Source organism: Amphritea sp., assembly GCF_050300915.1.
Lineage (GTDB): Bacteria > Pseudomonadota > Gammaproteobacteria > Pseudomonadales > Balneatricaceae > Amphritea.
Genome location: NZ_JBNKYN010000002.1, coordinates 17777 through 37532 on the forward strand (window position 1 = coordinate 17777; position 19756 = coordinate 37532).

Genomic DNA, 19756 nt, shown 5'->3' on the forward strand with positions numbered 1-19756 from the left:
TTAAAAGTCCTGTTTCTGCCAGATTGAATACTTCCGGCTGGACTGAGTTTTACGCAAATCCTGCAAGTCTCCCTGAATAACACTCTCGTCATCACTCAGGCGACTCAATCGCCATCCTCGCTGACCTGCCACATTGGCGGCTAACAGAAGCCCAACCGCCAGCGAATCCGACAGGGATGCATTCGAGGTTATCGAATAGTCACTTGCCGCTTCAACAACATCCTCCTGAGAGCGCTTCTCAGAATCGTTATCCCCAGGCAGCCATGACCCATACGCACCTGCCGCCTGATTCGCCGCAGTCGCTGGGATTATGGCATCTTCTGCCGCAACAGGTACAGCCGGTTGCTGCGTTTTTTCTGGCACAGATTCTGAGCTGGCTGTATGCCCGGAACGTCTTCTCTCCTCAACGCCCAATAATGGCAGATTCCGCAAAAACTCTTTCAGCTCACTGTCGGTCATGCGGGAAAGTTCTTCACCATTCAGCAGTGGCATTAAGCGCAGGGCGGTATCTGTCCGTAGCGGAGACTCTTCAGAACCCTCCTGATCCACATAGAAGCTATCTGATCGTTCCGTAAACACGCCTGACTCAGCGCCGTAGATACCAAACAGGCTGGAAGAGATAACCTCCCGGTTAGTAGGGTCGGATACAATCAACAGCGAGGTAAAGTCAGCGGAATCCTGAATCCGGGCATAGTTACCCAGAATGACATCGGTGGTGAAACTGCCGTCGTAATAGTCAAAGCCACTACCGCCCACCATAATATCAAAGCCGTCTCCACCGGAGAGCAGATCACTCGCGCCAAAGATCGGTAAGGTAGACTGGAAATCCCTCAGCCCGGTGGCCGATATGGTAATTTCAACAAAGTCACCAAAGATCGCATCCTCGCCGTCCTGTCCGCTGATCATGTCGGAACCGGCACCGCCCAGGCCAATATCATTACCTGCGCCCAGATAAGCAATGTCATCGCCACCCAGTGTCGGATCAACATCATTTCTGATCAGAATTGCAGGTTCAGAGGTGAAGTTATAATTCAGGATACCAGTATCAGCAATGACGATATCGTTATCGGCGCCGGAGTTAATGAGATCGCTGCCCAAACCAGCAAAGACAACGTCATCGCCAGCACCGGTACTGATGTTGTCATCACCGTTACCCTCATTACTGGTGATAACACTCTTCAGCTGGCCGGTTTCGAATATGACTTCACCGGTATCACCCAGAACAACGTCGGCACCGTTTCCGGTCTCAACACTGTCCGCCCCGGCCCCCGCCAGAATAAGGTTATCGCCATCGCCACTGCTGATCGTGTCAGCACCACCTAAAGGTGTTTGAGCCGTGGTAGCACGCTGGAGAACGTTATTAAGATAGATCAGCTCGCCCGCATCACCCAGGATCACATCAACGCCACTACCCGAGGTGACCGTGTCGGCGTTAAAGCCTGCGATCACCCGGTTAGTGCCCTCTCCGGCATCAATAATATCCACACCGGTACTGGTTTCGTCGACATCCGTAGACAGCAGACGTACCGCAAGCCCGTTAGTGTATTCAATCAGGCCATTATCACCAAAGATATCATCATCACCGGCTCCGGTGGTGATGCTGTCATCACCCTGGCCTGCGAGCACGGTATTATGACCATCGGCAAGGATAATAATGTCATCACCACCATTAACGATGTCGGTAGTCTGAATCGTCTGCACCACACCGTTGCTGCCAATAACGATCTCACCGTTATCACCAATCACCCGGTCATTACCGCTTCCGCTGCTGACCGTATCAGCACCCTGTCCGGCGATAACGGTGTTATCACCTTCACCTACATTAATCAGGTCGGCTCCACCGATACTGGTCTCAGTCGCCCTTGCACGGGTCAGGATAGCGTTGCTGTAAATCAGTTCACCATTATCACCCAGCACGACATCCGCGCCACTGTCTGTGGTGATCGCATCACTGCCCTGACCACCGATAACAATATTGTTACCGGAGGTAGTACCGACCGCGATAGTGTCATCGCCGCCGTGAGTGTTGCTGGCATTAACCCGGGTCACCATACCCGCACTGCTGGCACTGACGCCGGTATAACTGATTGACCCCAGGTCGCCCAGCACCACGTTGTCGCCAGTAGCATCAGTGACAGAGTCACCACCCAGACCGGCAATAATACGGTCATTGCCTTCACCACCCTCGATGCTATCTTTGCCAGCGGCAGTGATGTCATCGCTGGTGATCAGTGCGAGACTGTCCAGTTCACGGGCCAGCAGTGCATTGCCTGCAGCATCCTGTACTGAACCGTCATCACCGAAGAGGATGTCGTTGCCGGTTTCGCCGAAGATAAAGTCATCACCGCCATTACCGCTGATAATATCGTCCCCGGTTCCACCTCTCAGGGTATCGCTACCGTCGTTACCCTCCAGGGTATCGCGGCCCACATTACCGTAAACGATGTCATCACCGCCGTTGGCGTAGAGACGGTCATCACCGTCATTGCCATAGAGTATGTCATCCCCCTGACTACCAAAGATCAGGTCATTATCTTCATCACCATGAACGCGGATCGCCAGCGTAGCAGCACCGGCATAAATTTCATCGTCACCGGTATTACCAAAGATATCCAGACGACGGGCCTCACTATCACCCAATGGTGCCAGGACTCCGTGAGCCGGATTCAGCAGATCATCAGTGGCGGTGACCGTAATGCTGTCGCTGCCTGCGTTGGCATAGAAGGAGGTCACGCTAACCCCTTCAAGGTAGACGCCATCAATGGTGATCTGATCCGCGCCCTGACCTGCCCAGATAACCAGATCATTATTGTAATCACCATGGCTGGCGGTGTAGGTAATATCCCCCGCCGCCATACCCACAATGCGGCCATCACTTAAGGTGGCGTTATCGGCATCGGTGTCATCAAAGTCACTGATATACAACGCGTTAGAACCGCTGCCTGCATCTATATTGAGCAGGCCGTTGATACCATCCAGACTACCGTGAGCGGTGTCCTGATTGGTCAGATCAGCGTTTGCATCACTGGTGACGTAGATTGAATCTTCACCGGCAAAGGTGTTGATACTGGTTTCCGTGTGCTGATGTGTCGAGAGCACATTCACGGTATCGCTGCCGCTGCCTAAATTAATTTCAAGCTGACCAATGTTGTAGTAGTTAATACCCTCCATGCGGGTTTCAACGGTCGCATCACCAATCACCCGGGTAATTTCAACATCGGCAAACGCCCCCTGGAACTGAATCAGCCACTCATCACCCACCCGGGTTACCGACACATTGTCAGTGTAAGGCAGGTAATCCTGCTGATCCGACAAGTCACTGTTTACATAGGAAGCAGGCTTGTTGTTCGGGTTCAGAATCGGCCGTAGCGCTTCAATGATCTCCGCCTGAGTGGCCGTGACCGCAATTGAAGCGGTTAACTGGCCCAGAATCTCTAACTGATAGGCACCGGTTGATGCCGGAGTCAGCGTTTGAATCCGGCCGGTTTGTGCGCTCAGAGCGCCCTCTCTGAGGGTACTGGTTTTAACCTCTACGGTGGCGTCCGCTGCTGCGTTCAACCCGGTTATATCGGTAATCTGCAACTGAGGGACAGACTCACCAGCCAATTCACCACCAAAGGTGATGGTAAAGGTATAGCCATTGACGATCTCCTGCCGCTCAACCAGCAGACCAGGCCCCGCATTGAAGTGGGTCTTCAGTGCGCTCAGCAGAGTCGCTTCCTCAAGATCAGCAATCTCGATCGCCACACCAGCGATATCCAGTGTGTAATGACCCGATACGGCGCGGATATAGAGCGATTGCACCTCTGACAGGGACGGCATATCCAGACCGGTAATACTGTCGTACGTCAGCTGCATTTCATTGCTATCGGCATCACCAGAATCATTCACTATCAACTGGTTATTACCGGCACCACCATCAACCACCAGCAACGCCGCAATTTCATCGGCTAACTGTTGCTGGCTACCCACAGTAACAATGTCGTCATCATCACCGGTTTTCAGGGTCAGAGCGCCTGCCACCGTCTCTACGGCTATCCGGTCATCTCCCCCACGGGTATCAATCGTGGTACTGCCGGTATGAGTCGACTCAATCGTCAGATCATCAACACCTTCACCCAGTTCAATCGACAGCGCTTCAATATTGGCATAACGGATGCCACCGGGGATTAATTCATCACCCAGTCTGATGTCATCACCCATACCAAAACCGGTGATGGTGTCAGAGGTTAAGGTGCCACTTTCCGCAGCAGGGCTGGCGCCGTTATACAGATTGAACACATCCACCTGGGTCTCTTCGGTCACCCGGGTGTTCATGTTAACCGGATTAATGTAATAGTCGCGCGCCGCTGGCACCGTGCCATTTGGCCAGTCACCGACTAAGGTGAAGCTCTGACCATTTTGAGACTCAATCTCCATGGTGACAGTTTCGCCGGTGGCGTTATCAACCACGACCAGTTCAAACAGACCGTTCTCAAGGTCGAGATTAAAGCCCGGTTTGTGAGTGAAGCTGTCTTTGTCCCAGTATTCTGCGGCGGTGTCAGTAACGACAATTTTTCCGCCGACCTCAGTAATCGAGGTGAGCGTGCCTTCGGTTTTATACCAGTTATGTTCCTCCGGTAATAAGAGTGGATCCTTAAGGCTCTGACCGGCACTCTCAACCAAACCACCGTCGATGGAGATCGGCCCGCGAATACGGTTGAGGCGTTCGCCTAACGGTTCGAATACCTGCGCATCCCCCCCATCAATAATGTTGTCATCAACGGCGGACAGGGTAACCGTCTGAATATCATCCCAGGCCACCTGGCCAGCACCTGGTGTACCACCCGTAAAGGTGATACTGGATTTGCCTGGGTTGACCTGAACCAGATTATGCTCGGCGGTTTTACCGTCCTCGAAGGCGTAGTTACTATGATAGGTACGGGTTTCAATTCCGGCGAAATCAACGGTCAGCAGATCTGGCACCAGCAAACCGGTGGCAGGATCAAGTACCATTGGCGCACCGGACAGCACCACCTGATAGGAGTCATCCTGCCAGGTTTGATCGACATAACCATCGACATCGGTCATCAGGTAGCTGACTTCGAACCGGTCACCCGCACTCAGGCTCAGACTGGACACCAGATTTGCCCCGTGACGCTGGGCATATTCGGCGTAGTTCGGATCAGCCAGTACGCCAGCAGCGTCCTTAAACCGATAGCTATCGGTGAGCGGGTCATAACTCTCAATAATCGCGACCTTCCCGGCATTGGTTCCGCTGGTTACCTTCAATAACATGCCATCCATTTTCACATAGTTGCTGTCCGTCGCATGGCCATCGAGTGAGATATTCAGCTTGTAGTTCTCTGTCATTCCCTCCAGCGAGGTTGTTGAAGCGGTCTTACTGTCGTAGGTGACCGTCGTGCTGGTAGAGCTACTAAACAGAGATTGCTTTAAGGTCGTCACTTCCGTGCGCACGTTAGTATCGATGGTGTAGGTAACCGAATAGCCCACTTCGACACGATAGCTGCCTTTATTGGCAAACAGGAATTCCAGCATCGGATCCTGCCTACTGCTGCTGCCGTTATCCGCCAACCAGCTAAAGTCTTTATCATAGGTCATCTCGGTGCCGTTAACGGCGCCGGATGTCATGTCGAACACCTTCATGTACGGCACATAGGACTGTGTGGAAGTCACTTGTGTTTCCACCACACGCAGGGTCGTGGTGGCCCCCGTCAGGATATTGCCTGAAGATGACAACGATTTACTGCTGGTGATGCTCGTAGTGACATCACTATAGGCATGACCATAATCGATATCGAACAGGCCCTGGACCTGAGTCTTACGCCCATTGGAAATAAGCGCATCATCGATGTTGTTATTAACCAACACCTGATGACCGGTTGCAGTAGCACTGTCACTCAGACCCGCCGCATAAAGCTGGCTCATCAAGCCGTCAGCAACGACATCATTGATCGGATCAGCGGCATCGATATCACTCTGACTCACGATATGAGTGTAAGTGATGCCATTCACCGTAATCGACCACGCATCCCCCACGGCGGGTGATGCATCAGAATCAATATCCAGTACGTACAGGTCCCAACGATCCCGCGTATCGGCCTGTGGCAGATTAACCGCTTCATTGTTTGTAATCGTCAGGCTGGCAGAGACACTACTTTCATCATCCGCAACGAACACTAAGGCTCCCGCATCGACGGTCACCGTAATGCCCGCCAATCCATTGGTCAGTGCTGTGGCAACGCCCGCTAATCCACCGGTTGCTCCGGCAGTACCATAAATCGTCGACAATGAACTGCCGGTGTAGGCCACGTCATTATCATTAGCGTCCTTAACCGCTATGCTCCAGACATCGCTGCTGCTGTAGCTGTATCCGGCATCAATGGTCAACGCCTGGGAATAAACTGTCACATTAGCGCTGCTGCGGGAGGCTTCAGTGTTTTCAGTCACCACAGCATTCAGGGTCAGACCCGGACTGGTCGTACCACTGTCACGGGTTATCCTCAGGGTATTGTCTGCTGCCACATAATCAGCGGCATAAGCGCCAGATGTCAGCTGTGCGGCCAGATCTGCGCCCACAACATCAAGTTCAGCATCGCTGGCGGGGGCACTGAGGTTACTGGCCACGGCTGTTGAGCCAGCCAGAATTCGCCAGTTTTCAGCCGTCAGTGAGCTATCCAGAACCAGTGTTTGCTGAGTAACTTCTGCGGACCGGGCCACAGCCCCTGTACCACCAGTACCACTGTCAGCGGTGCTCATATCCTGATTTTTCAGTTGCTTGACACTGAAACCATTGGTGGTTGCCGTTAGCTGATAGGTTGAAGCAGCCAACGCCTGCAACTTAGTATCCAGATCGGTCTGGATAGCCGCAGCGATATCTGCCAGGCTCGGCGCGTCAGCGGCATCGGTATAACTGCTGGTATAGCTGCCTCGCTGACCATCGACCTCTACCCACCAGGTCTTAGCCGTCGTGACTGGCCCGGACACCGTAAAGGTCGCTTCAACCAGCTGAGTGCTGCCTGTATCAACGACACGATCATCAACCACCCTGACGCTGATCGCTTTACTGGCATCGTCAGTAATGATCAGGGTTTTAGTGCCATTATCATATTCGATCCGATAGTCCTGCCCCAACACTGCTTTCACAGCGCCAACCATGCCTGTCCCCACGGTGTTGAGGTTGTTAGCCCCGGAAGACTTAGCAAAGGTGTAATCCTGACCATCAATGGTAACGATCCAGTCCTGCCCATTGGCAATACCGAATGAAGGCGCCTTCAGAACCAGACTGGTCTGCTGCAATGCGGTGGATGTTTGCGCCGCAGAATAGGTCGTTTCATGGGTAATCGACAACTTAAAGCCGTTGTCGGCATTGGTGATCACGACATCGTCGGCTGAACTTCCCTTCGCCGCACTAAAGAAGCTATCCAACCCGGTATTGGCATCTTTCAGCTTATTCAGTAGTGCCGTAGCAAGGTCAGCACCACTGGTGCTCGCCGCCTCTACGTCATAGGTCACACCGGAGACAGTGACATGCCACCGATCACCCACAGCAACGCTAGCAGGGAAATTAATACCCGCGGAGGTGTACCAACCGCCGGTACTGCCGGCTTTAGAATCACCATTAACAGAACCGGCAGCGCTGAACAGCATCTCATCGGTGACTTCAAAGAGGTAGCTATCCGTTTTATCTGAGCCGCCCCCTTCGATGGTGATATGCGACATCGAGTCGTTAATTGCCCCTCCCACTTCGGTGTTGCCGATCAGAATGTTGGGCTCTGTATACCAACCCTTATTGTCACTCCCCGTACCGATAACGCCATCCGTGTCACTGATGACCTGACCTCCGGTGCCATTAGCGAAGCCGGTTGCATTTTCATCTTCAAGCAGCGGTGACTGGGTGAAGTCAAACTCCGTGGTAACCTGCTGCGGCAAGCTGAGATGCAACTTATAATCGGTGCCTTCAGGCACGCCTTCCCATTCCGGGCTGACGCGATTGGTGTTGCCTTCAACCTCGACGTAGTAGGTGCCTGCCTCAGTGATTTTGTAATTAATGTAACTGTTGTTGTAATAGGTAGCGGGCAGAACCGAGGTTTTCCCCTGATCCAGTTTCAACAGGTTGGTTTTGCTCTGCCAATAAACGCTGTCGCCATAGGTATAATCCGCATCCACATCCGCCCAGAAATCGATCCCGGCAGCACCCGCAGCATCAATCATCGGCTGGGTAACAGTGAATTTGAAGTAATCTTTCGAGCCATCGCCACGACCATTAACGGTGATGTGCGGTGCAGCTTTAGAGTTTGAAATCGTCGGATCAGTGGCGGTGGTCCAGCGCGCGGCACTCAAATCCTGAGCCGACTTAACGGTGTCATTGCCTTGCAACTCTTCCACCTCAGCCAGCCCAAAACTCGCCTGAGCCGAACTGCCGGAACTGCTCACGAGAACCATGCCTTCGCCCAGCACCGCTTCTGCGCCGGTTTCAGTAACCTGTGCACGACCATTGTTTTGCAGGATCAGTAACGTTGGTGATTCATCATCGGCGATAGTGACATCGACCACACCCATGGTAAGACCATCGTAATAAGGGTCATCACTGCTCACTGTATGGCTTAAACGACCGTAATGAATGCCTTCCACCTCGGCATCATCAATAGCCGTAAAGGTAACCGTTTGCGCTTTATACCAATCGTCCGGTGTAAACGTCAGTGTCGTAACACCGCCGGTTGATAACTGCCCATCGCTGGCGATAGTGATGGTCACATCAGCCGATGGCTGATGGCTTAACATCAGCTCGTAACTGTCACTGCGCAGAGAGGCAACCGCTTCAGCCACCAGTGGTTCTCTGCTGCTCTTGGCAATCAGGACCGTCGGAGACACTGAGCGGACATCAATGCTGCCCATGACCTTGCCGCTATAGAAGGCATCATCGGTGATCACTAAGTGGGAGATCAGACCATCCGGATCGCCACCATTCGCGGCACTGTAGGAGACGATTTGTGGCCCCCAGTCCGCGGCGGTGAAGGTTAAAACGGTTTTATCCGTCACCATCGAATCGGGGGCATCAATCTCAATCTTAACGTCCGCTGTGGGTGCCTGCGACAACGTTACCTGGTAGCGGTTATTAGCCATCAGGGTCACTGTCACATCAGGATTATCATCAATCACTTTATGGGACGTCAGATCATCATCCACCACTTCTGCAGAGATCTGGCTTACCTGAAGTCGATCATATCCATCACCATCCTGATCAGTATCGCCCTCCTGAACCGCATGGCGGATCACCACATTACGCACACCTTCAGCCAGATCATCATCCGGAGCGGTAACGGTGACCAGCTGCGGAATAAACCAGTTGGTGCGGTCGAACAACAGCGTGGTAGTGTCTTCGCTGCCATTCAGTGCAACGCCTTTACCGCCCTGTTTCAATTCCAGCTCAGTTGCCAGAACGGCACTGGCGGTTACCCGCACAACATCCTGCGGCGCCCGGGTCAGAACCACTTCATAGGTATTATTGGTTTTGTTCCGGTCCGCCAGCACAACACCTGCGGCATGCTCAAATGCACGGATAGATGAACCGACAGGGCGAATAATGACACCCGCTTCATCATCGTCCATGACATCGGCGGAGATGGTTTTAGTCAGTGCCTGGAAGCGGGCATCACCGGTGGTCAGGGTGTGTTGCAGCAAGCCACTGTGGCCCTGCAGGTCATCCGCAACCACGGTGACCGGCTTGCCATCGTTGCCACCCGCCGTATTAAAGGTGTCGCTGCCTAAGCCACCGATCAGGTTCAGATCCAGGTTTTCACTGGTGCTGTAAACATAGAAGTTATCATTGCCTTCCATGCCATTAATAATTAATCGCTCAACCCCTTCAAAGCCGATGAAGCGACCGGCACCGTAAACCCCCTCTTCAGTAATCACATAATCATCACCGAACTCGGTACCCAGAATAGTCACAGTATCCAGGCCATCGCCACCGCGAATATTGACCGGAGCGTTCATCGCGTAGTTGATGAAGTCGGCACCCTGACCACCATTAATATTGGCGACCGGTGCGTTTTCATCATCAGGATCAACCAGCACGAAACTGCGGACTAAGAAGGTATCGTTATCTTCATCACCATTCAGATCAACAGAGGCGACGTTGCGATAGACAACAAAGTTGTCCTCACCAATCCCCCCGTTAAGCGACGCGTCGTAGCTGATGCCGTTACTGATATAGCCCTGTGACACCAGTGTCGTCGCAAAATAGTCTTCCGGCTTCAGACCCGATTCAACATTATCCCGGGCCGAATTGAATACCTGTCCTACCTGGAAGGTATCGTCACCGGCATCACCATACACCGACATCTTCGCGGTGGTGTCATCGAAAGTGAAGCTGTCATTACCATCACGACCATAGACGTTGATTTCGTCGTTATTATCGATGTTGTAATTAACCCGCTGGACAGGCGCACCGACCACCGTATTACCCGCGGCATCCACCTGCAGGGCAAAGATACTATCCGGCCGGAACAGGAAGCTGTCCGCCTGATCGGTTCCCTGAATCGCCACCCGGTCAAAACCGGTGTCAGCGGCATCATCATCGATCGTGATGACGGATTCACCTTCACTGGCCAGGCCAATGTAATACCAGTCAGACCCCGTTTCACCCCGCAGCACCAGTTCGCCACCGATACCATCGCGGTTAGTTTGCAGATCGCTGGCGTTGTAGTTAACCCGAATCGTATCGTCATCGGCCCCCGCATTCACTTCAGCATAGGCCCCGGTGTCGGACAGGGTAACCGAATCATTGCCCGCCCCCGTATTCAGTTCGATATTCGCAGCGCCTGCGGCGGAAACAAATAGTTTGTCACCACCGGCACCGGTATTAACCGTAACGTCGGTTGCATGGTGCAGGCTTTCAATTGAGACTTTATCCACGACAACCTGACTGTTGTCGTTGGCGTCATCGGCATTCAGGTTGAGGACGACATCTTCGACGCCCACCATACGCACGGCGTATTCCCCCAGGCCTTGCAGCGTATCAAACGATACCACGTTCTCAACTGCACCTTTACCGGTCACAAACTCATCGGTGACCACCAGCGTTTCACTGATGGTCATGAGGACTTCTACCGACTCAGCTAAATAGAAGCCATAGTCATCCTGCACACCATTGATATTAATCTCGTGATCCACGGCCTGGCCATTGATATCACGGGTAATGATTAAGCCATCCAGCAGTGGTGCTTCGACATCGGTACGCAGAGCCTGACCGCCATCCAGCGTTTCGATTAAGCGGGTGACGTTGGCATCATTGAATTCAAGATCACCGATAGCGCTCTGGCCAACGGCATTGGCGTAGGCTTTCCAGTTAGCCGCGGTGAGATAAACACCGTCATCCAGCACATGACTGGCGGCAACATCGTTGGCAGCACTGTCCTGATTAAAGCGACGCAGGGCAACCGCTTCCAGAATCTCCTGGTGCTGGGCGCCCACACCGTAGTAGGAATAGCTGTAATAGGAGTGATCCAGATTATCGACTATCTCTGCATACAGGGTATTGAGCAGAATCTCTTTGCCCCGGGTCGCATCGCTATTACCCACCGTGCCGCTGACCCAGTTAACCCCCTCAACACCGGACGTATCACCAACGGTGTAATTGATCGCCAGAATTTCACGGGTATCAATTTCACGCACCACGTTGTAGTTGGTTTTACCCGCGGTACTATCGGCCTGCGGACCATCTCCATAACCATTATCGTTACGGGTAAGCGCCTGCACATCATCCGCATTAGGGTCTAAACGGCCAACATAATCGCCCAGTGAGGCATTCCAGTCATACGCCGCATCCCAGGTATCGTTATCCCAGATATTCTGAGAGTACTCGTAGCTGGTCGAACGAATCGATGTATCCAGCTGAGTCTGCTTATACACCCTTAGTGCGGAGTCAGAGGCGATGTCATAAACCCGGCCATCCGGCAAGCTGCCATTTTTAAGCTGGTCACGAACCCCCGACAGATCCAGATAGCTTCTCAGATTCTCAAGCGCCGTCACCACATTGGTCACCAGGCCGGTAGCATCGGATATCTCATCCAGCATTGGATCGATCAGCAGGGCATCCAGTACATCCATAGAGAAGTCATAGGTGCTGATGAGGTTCTCACCCATCAACTGCAGACCCCGCTTCACAAAACCATCTAAGCGATCAATAAAGGTTGTGTCCGATACCACAGGGTTTGAATCTGCCAGTGCAGTAACAGCCCCTAGCAAAGGATTGAGGTATTCGAGTGCGGTAAATTTCTCGACCAGAACATCTTTCGATAAGGTGACACTGGCCTCGGCCACATCGCCATTCAGCAGATCGTCAAGAACCCCCACCTGAGTATCTTTATGGGCGCGGATTAACGCGCTCTTCAGATCATCCGGTGTAAAGCCGGTACCGGTGGTCAGCTCAGCCAGCTTGGTGAGATTGAAATCAAAATCAACCGTTTCCAGCTGCTGCTTCGCTAAGGTAATGTCCAGACCGGCATTATCTCTGGCATTAACCGTCACCGTATCGGTATCCGCGCCACCCACAACCCGAACCAGGCCGGCAATACGCGACATATCGTAGTTTTCAGGCAGTATTTTAGCCACGGTCCGTTCAGGCAGGTTGTCAAATTTATACGCCGCTGTGCCGGTAATCTCTGCCGCACTATAGTTCTGCACGACATTAATCGTGGTATCGCTCTCCTTCTTCGCTTCGACATCGTAGAACAATGAGATCATATCCCAGAACAGATCTTTACCGGGTGTTGACCCGGCAACACCAACGCGGTCATATGAAGCGTATTTTTCATCGCCTACACCAGTCACGCCCCCCCAGTCAGTGGTATAGGTGTAATGATGCGTACCAAAGAACCAGTAACTCGCCTGGTGATATACAGGCACATTGCGCACGTAAACATCCGTCAGAAACAGATCCGGATCGTATCCCCAATTATCAATTTCAGGCGCGCTGTTAGACGAGCCCTGACGTACCTGATCACTCTGAATAATACTGCCGGTGACCGTCTGGCCGATAACCCAGTTTAAGTAGGTGCCGAAGAAAACATCGTCCAGCGTCATATTGCCCGCTTTGATAGATCCGCTATCAGCCAGGCGATTGAACAGATCAAAATCGATCTCATCAGGTAGTTTGGGTGCAACGATAGAACGACCACCGGGTTTACCCTCCAGGGCAACATCCGTGGCGAAGTAGTTCTCCCAATCACCATCGGGATAGTTTTGCCCCCACTCCTGGCCAGCGAAGTTCAGCGCCTGTTCCAGCGAGTTGGTATTCGCCACATAGGCATCGACAGCCGCAGTATTGTCCTGGCGGACATTGAAAACCCAGTTGCCGTAGCGTTTCTGCACCAGACTGGACAAACTAACGCCATGCACAGGGTTGTAGCGCGCCCGTTCAACCCCCTGAGCAAACAGTTTTAACGCAACAGTCAAGTTTGCTTCAAATAACCGCCAGTGAGCCTCATCAATCACAGGATTGGCATCGGCCTTCACCCATTTCTGGAAGAACGCTTCCCACGCGGCGGCATCATAACTATTTTCCCGCTTGGTGAAGACCACCTTATTATCGGTGATAGTTTGCGTATCAAGCACGTCATCAAGTATGTTCTGCTCAACGGTATAGGTGGCATTGGATTCCGGATAAGTAACGTTAAAGGTTCCACCTGCACCACCATAATTGATATGGTCATTGCCAGACCCCAGACTCAGCAACAGGGTGATATCGGCATTCAAGCCGTACAGGTTAATCACATCCTCACCTGCACCGGTCAACAGGGCCAGACGTTCAATACCCTGAACCCCCTCAACCTTAAGACCCGCACCGTAGATGTACTGTTTATCGTTTTCATCGGTGAAGATATTGAACTCATCACCAAGACGTGTGCCCGACAGAATCAGGGTATCGAAGCCAGAACCACCAAAAATAGATACGCGATTATTTTGCACGTAGTTAATCATGGTGTCTTTTTCATCTTCGGCGGTGAGATTATTCTCATCGCCAGCACCGGCAACGATACCGCCACCGCCCGTATCGCTCGCGGCACTCGACGGGGACACCCCACTTTGCAGATGGGATTTCAGGAAGAAGGTGTCGTCATCCGCTTCACCATACAAAGACAGCTGGCCAATATTATGGTTGACCTCAAAGTAGTCATTACCTGTACCGCCGTAGAAGAAGCTATTGTTATTCACACCGGCGGTAATACCGTTGAGACCTTTAACCACTTCGATCAGCTCGCCATGGCCATCATCCACAAAGTGGGTTTCGATAACACGTCCGATCAGGAAGTTATCATCACCGGCATCACCGGAGACATTCAGCGACGCCATGGTGCCATCAACAACAAAGGTATCGTTGCCACCGCCACCGTGCACAGACACGGTGCCAAGGCCATCGTTGTAATAAACCCGCTGATAGAATTCAGGGTCTGCCATGGAGATTGACGGTGTGGTGCTGGCAATCGCATCCGCAATATCAACCGGCTTATTGATCAGTGCCGGGTTGCTGGACTGCAATAAGTGGAAGTTACCCTGCACATCCTGAGTCGCGCCATTAAAGGTTATATACCAGGGGTCACGGTTGGTACCTGTCCCCTTGATATTAACATCGGTGATTTTCTTCTCACCGGTCAGCGGATCGGTCAGCGCTAACAGCGCCGCTTTAATAGTGGCTGCATCATCGCTGCTGTTTAACAGACTGGTCGCCACCCCATCATAACTCAGGGTGTAACTACCGGTCTGACCGGGCAATAGACTGTAAACCTGAATTTCATTGTCTTTACGCTCAAACATCGCGTCGATATCTGGTTTACCCGCCAACAGGGCTGCACCGGTACCATCTTCCGCCAGACGTTCCACAAAGGAGCGAATCACAGAGACCGACGCCGCCGTTGCATCATCAACCTCAAAGCGCATAAATTTCTTCTCTGAGGTCTGGGGGGCATCCACCAGCTCGATCATCAGCGCATCGCCACCCACAGCAGCCACCCGGGCAACAATACCGGCACCCGCCAGTTTCGACTGGATGGTGGCAGCAGTATCTGTCGCAGAGACATTGATGTTGCTATCGTAATAGCTGAGCACAAAATCACTCAACGCATTAGTGGCTGAGTCTCTGTGCCGTTCTAACAGCTGATACTGGGTATCAACATCTAAGTGCATCAGGTCATCGGCATCATCAGCACCGCGAATTTCCAGCACATCGCTCTCTGTCGCGCCGGTCCCGCTATCCATGATATGGATGTTGGACTGATCATCGACAGTGCCACTCAGGGTCATCACGTAGTTATCAGAACCAAAGCCACCATCGAAATAGGCGCTCTTGGTGAAATCTCGCACGCCATAGTCGTTACCACTGGCGCCACCATATATTTCAAACTGTTCAAACACCCCAACTGTTGTCTCATCTTCATTAATGGCGACATCTTTGGTTGGGTCCAGTAAGGATTGCTGCTGCCCCGTGACCTTGAAGGAAGCCTCCGACAAGCTGAAATTGAGATCTCTCTGCTCGATCAGGGTATCGATATCATTATTATCGACATCGATATCTTCGAAGATATCGGTACCACGACCACCGGTAATAACATCATTGCCCTCGCCACCATTGATACGGTCGTTGTACTGACTGCCGATCAGACGGTCATCGCCGTCACCACCGCTGAGGCCCAGATTATCCACAGCCCGTGACAGTATGACCGCATCAGAGTTAATGGTGTTGCCCAGAATCGGTTCGTCATTCGGGCTAAAGCCCGCAATAATGAAATCATCCCCGCCCAGCGCATCGATATTAATAGTGTCGAACTTGTCTGTGGTATCCGACTCATTCGCTTTGCGATCAATACCGCGAACGGTAATTGTCACCTGCCGCTCGCTTAAGTGATCCGCCTGGGTGTCATCCACCCGGCGGTGCACAACCTGCACGGTTTCGGTGTTTTTCTTCAGGATAGGATTGAGGCTGGCATCAACCAGACCGGTATCCTGTAACTCGTGACCCACGGTAAAGTAATCCCGGATACTGGCATCGTCGCCACCCTCGATTAACACACTATCGTTGGCGTTATCGGTATTGTAGGTCGGGTCTTCAAACCAGTCGGTGCCACCATCCAGAACCGCTTCACCGCCGCCCTCAGGAATGGACCAGGTAGGCTTCTCAATCATGCGGGGCACATTCTGTTCAATAGTCTGGAACGATGACAAATATCCCTCCGCCGTGCCTGTCGGTGAATTCAGCGGCAGTACCGCATAATCACCTGCGCCGTCGAGCTCGATATGCCAGTTACCCGCAGCATCTACCCGTTCAATCACCTTGTAGCTGGATGAAATATTGTCAATCACCGCCTGTACACCGGCACCACTGAAGTCATACGTCTGGGTGATCGCAAGCGTGGATGAGAAGCCGTCTAACGCAATTGTGAAAGGCGTATTGCGGCTTAAGCCATCACCATTGATCGTAATCTGAGTCGCATTACCTAACTGATCAACCGCGTTCCAGGCGGCAAATTTTGTTTGCAGCTCTGTCACCACATCCTGCGCCGCATCAGAAGCGGTCGTTGCAGCGGCTGTCGCAGCCGCTGTGGCAGCGGCAGACGCCGTTTGCAGTGCAGCATCTGTCGGTGCTGCGGCTGCCGCAGCAATCGCTAAAGTCTCAGCCTCTGCAGCAGCTTCGGCCGCGCTTCTGGCGGCATTCAGCGTGGTTAGATCAACCGTAATGGAGGGGTAATCCGGGTGGCTGAATGTTGTACTGGAGACTCCCAGAGGCAGCGTCATACTGACATTAATGTCCTGAGCCACCGTTAAGCCTTCGAGTGAACCGCCCCCGCCAGGGTTGACCACAAGCGCCTGGCTCGCGGGATTAACAAACTCAATCCGGTAAACGCTGGCCTCATCATACACCAGCACATTCACACCACCGCTGATCAATGCCGTCTGTAAGCCCGCCGCCGTCAGATCAGCAGCTGTCAGTTCAACACTGAAATCGCCGTAATACAGATAGGTTCCGGCAACCACATCTGTCTTATTAATGTATTGCTGTTGTTTGTTATCCGCCGTATTAACATCCGCTTTGACTGCCATATTCTGGATGTTGATGAAGCGGTCCATAACATAGTTGGCACCGCTGTTCTGGTCTGCATCCAGAATAGCGACGGTCCATGGATCATTTTCAATCCCCGAACCTCCGACCCAGACATCGGTAATGGTATCCAGCGATTCCAGATACAACTCCACTTCAAGGGCGCTCATGTCACGCTGCAAGACCACCGATTCACCGTTATAGGTGAAGTAAGCATGGTCTTGCCAGTCTTCCAGATACAGCTCTTGCGTGGCAACAACCCCATGACTCAGGTTGCGGGAGAATGCCTCAGTCGTCTGCACCACGGAGCCACCCAATGAGTACTGCTCTGCACGCAATTGCAGATAAGCACCCTCTTCGGTTTGCCCGGCCTGCAAGAAAGTGACCTGCCACGGATCAGCCGCAGAGCCCGTTCCAGTCACATGAACATCGTCAATGGCATCCAGCTTTTCAAGGGCGGTTTCTATTCCCGCCGCACTCAATACACTGATATCAATCGCTTTATCGCCATACCAAAGCGATACCGGGCCAGCGGCCAGGGTTAAATTCTGCACTCGCCCGTTGTTGTTCATCTCCTGTGACTGGATAACCACCTGGTCGGCCACCGCCAGCATGGAAATTTCAGCCAGCTTCATCACTTCATAAGGCGTATTGACCGTATCCAACGGAGTGAAACTGATGCTCCAGTCACCCACACCATTAATGACAACAGCAACAGTCGAGGCTCTTAAGCCATCAATAGTATTAAACGCGGCCACAATATCGGCCTCGGTCATCGTGCTGTTGAGTAATACCCGCTCAGTGCCGTACCAGACCATCGCGGAGTCGGTGCTGAAATTGAGATGCTGTTCACCATTGGTGAAAGTGAACACAGCATCTGCAGGGTCGCTGACACCGTCGACATAATCGGGATTATCCAGAAAAACAGTGACGGCCGGGGTTTGCAGGGCATCAGTTATGCTTTCGACAACGGTCAGGTTCAGGTCAAAGAAATCGCCATCGGTATCTGTTGTGGCATCCAGCAACTGAATAACCCATTCACCCGGCTCAGTGCCCCAGGTGGCTTTTACCGCGTTGATATCCGGATGGTTCAGCAGCGCTGTTTCTATCGCCGCAGCGGTTGCCTCTGCCAACGACACCTGTACGGTCTCGCCAGCCCCATTAACAAAGCTATACGCGGCCAGGTCCAGGGAGATCTCAACCGTCTGGCCGTTATAGGAAAACTCAGCTTTAAACGCATCGGCCGGTACACTCAGGGCCTGACGGTCATTCGCCGGGAAAACCACATGATCGGTTACTGTCGAAGAGATTGCCGTCTGCGTGCTGACGGCCGCGCTGCTGTCGACCAGATCAAAACTCAACAGACTATAGTTACCATCTGCATCCTTGATAGCATCCAGTATTTGCACCACCCAACTGCCAGCGGTATCACCGGCCGTCACCACTACATCATCAATACCGAAATGCGCTAACAACGCTGCTTCTATCGACGCTTGCGTCGCATCAGCATCGACAGCAACGGTGCCGCCACCGTAACTGACCGAGGTGATTTTGCTACCCGCTGGAACCGTAAACGACTGCTCTATATTGGTCGGCAGATTAATATCATCACCCAGCACCGTGGTTCTGGTGATGATTCCGGCCCCCAGGGCGCTGCCACCGACAACAAATTCAAGGGTATGGAAATTACCATCCGCGCCTTTGGCTGCTTCATCAGCAGCAGGCCCGGACGGGTTATCGGAGAAGCGAATCAGCCAGGGGTTATTGATTGTTCCCTGACCACTCACACCGACACTTCCAGCGGGAATACCGCTGAGGCTTTCAAGTGCTGCCTGCACCTCTGCGGTGGTCATTGTTGACGATAGCGCAACACCTTCATTGTTGTACCAGACAATGCCATTTACATTGACGGGAGCATCTTCGTTGTAGTCCAGTACGTCAAATGCCAGCAGCTGGGCACCATTGCGCGGGACTTCGCTCATGCTATCGGTAATGGTGGTGACATTCGGGGTGTGATCCGCGTTAGACAGATACTCAGCCCCCAACACATCCAGATGATAGAGATACTGCTGCGCCCGCGTATCGTTGCGTTCAGTCATTGGGCCGCTATGCTTCTGCACGTAGTACTGGTGCGCCAGGATCAGATAGTTACTGTTCAGATCGGTCGTCGCACCATTGAAAGTAATCACCCATGGATTGGCTTGCGTACCGTGAGTGCTCTCGGTGGCTGGCGCCGCCGGCGTAACCGTGACATTACCCACGCCGATAGCGGTGATAGACTCCAGCGCAGCCTGCACCTCAGCCGCCGTCATACCTGCAGAGATAGTGACGGCATTACCGCTGGTGCGACCATCATCGGCTTTCGTATCGTCGTAACCGTAAAATACCGTGACGTTATCCAGTCCATCCGCCAGCCACAGTTCCTGCTGGTTGTTTTGCGGTGACGAGGCCTGATAGTCTGCCACATTAACGATGGATTCGAGTATCGGAGCCCCGTTAGATGCGGTCAGGTACTTGCCTCCCTCCTGCAGAGCATAACGATAGAAGTACTCGCCCTGACGCACGTTGGTGATATAGCTCTGAGGTTCAACCGGCACGTAAATGATATTGCCATTGGAATCTTTGACCACATCACCGTTTTCATCCAACTGCGGTGTT

1 protein-coding gene (only partly in view) is annotated in these 19756 nt (G+C 52.7%); it reads right to left on the minus strand.

Annotation, left to right across the window (positions count from 1 at the left end):
* On the minus strand, window positions 1-19756 hold the 3' portion of the coding sequence (locus ACQY8X_RS00740) for a DUF4347 domain-containing protein (protein WP_428033224.1). It continues 18419 nt past the right edge of the window; 19756 of the gene's 38175 nt are visible here — the last part of the coding sequence; its start codon lies off the right edge, out of view; its stop codon occupies window positions 1-3.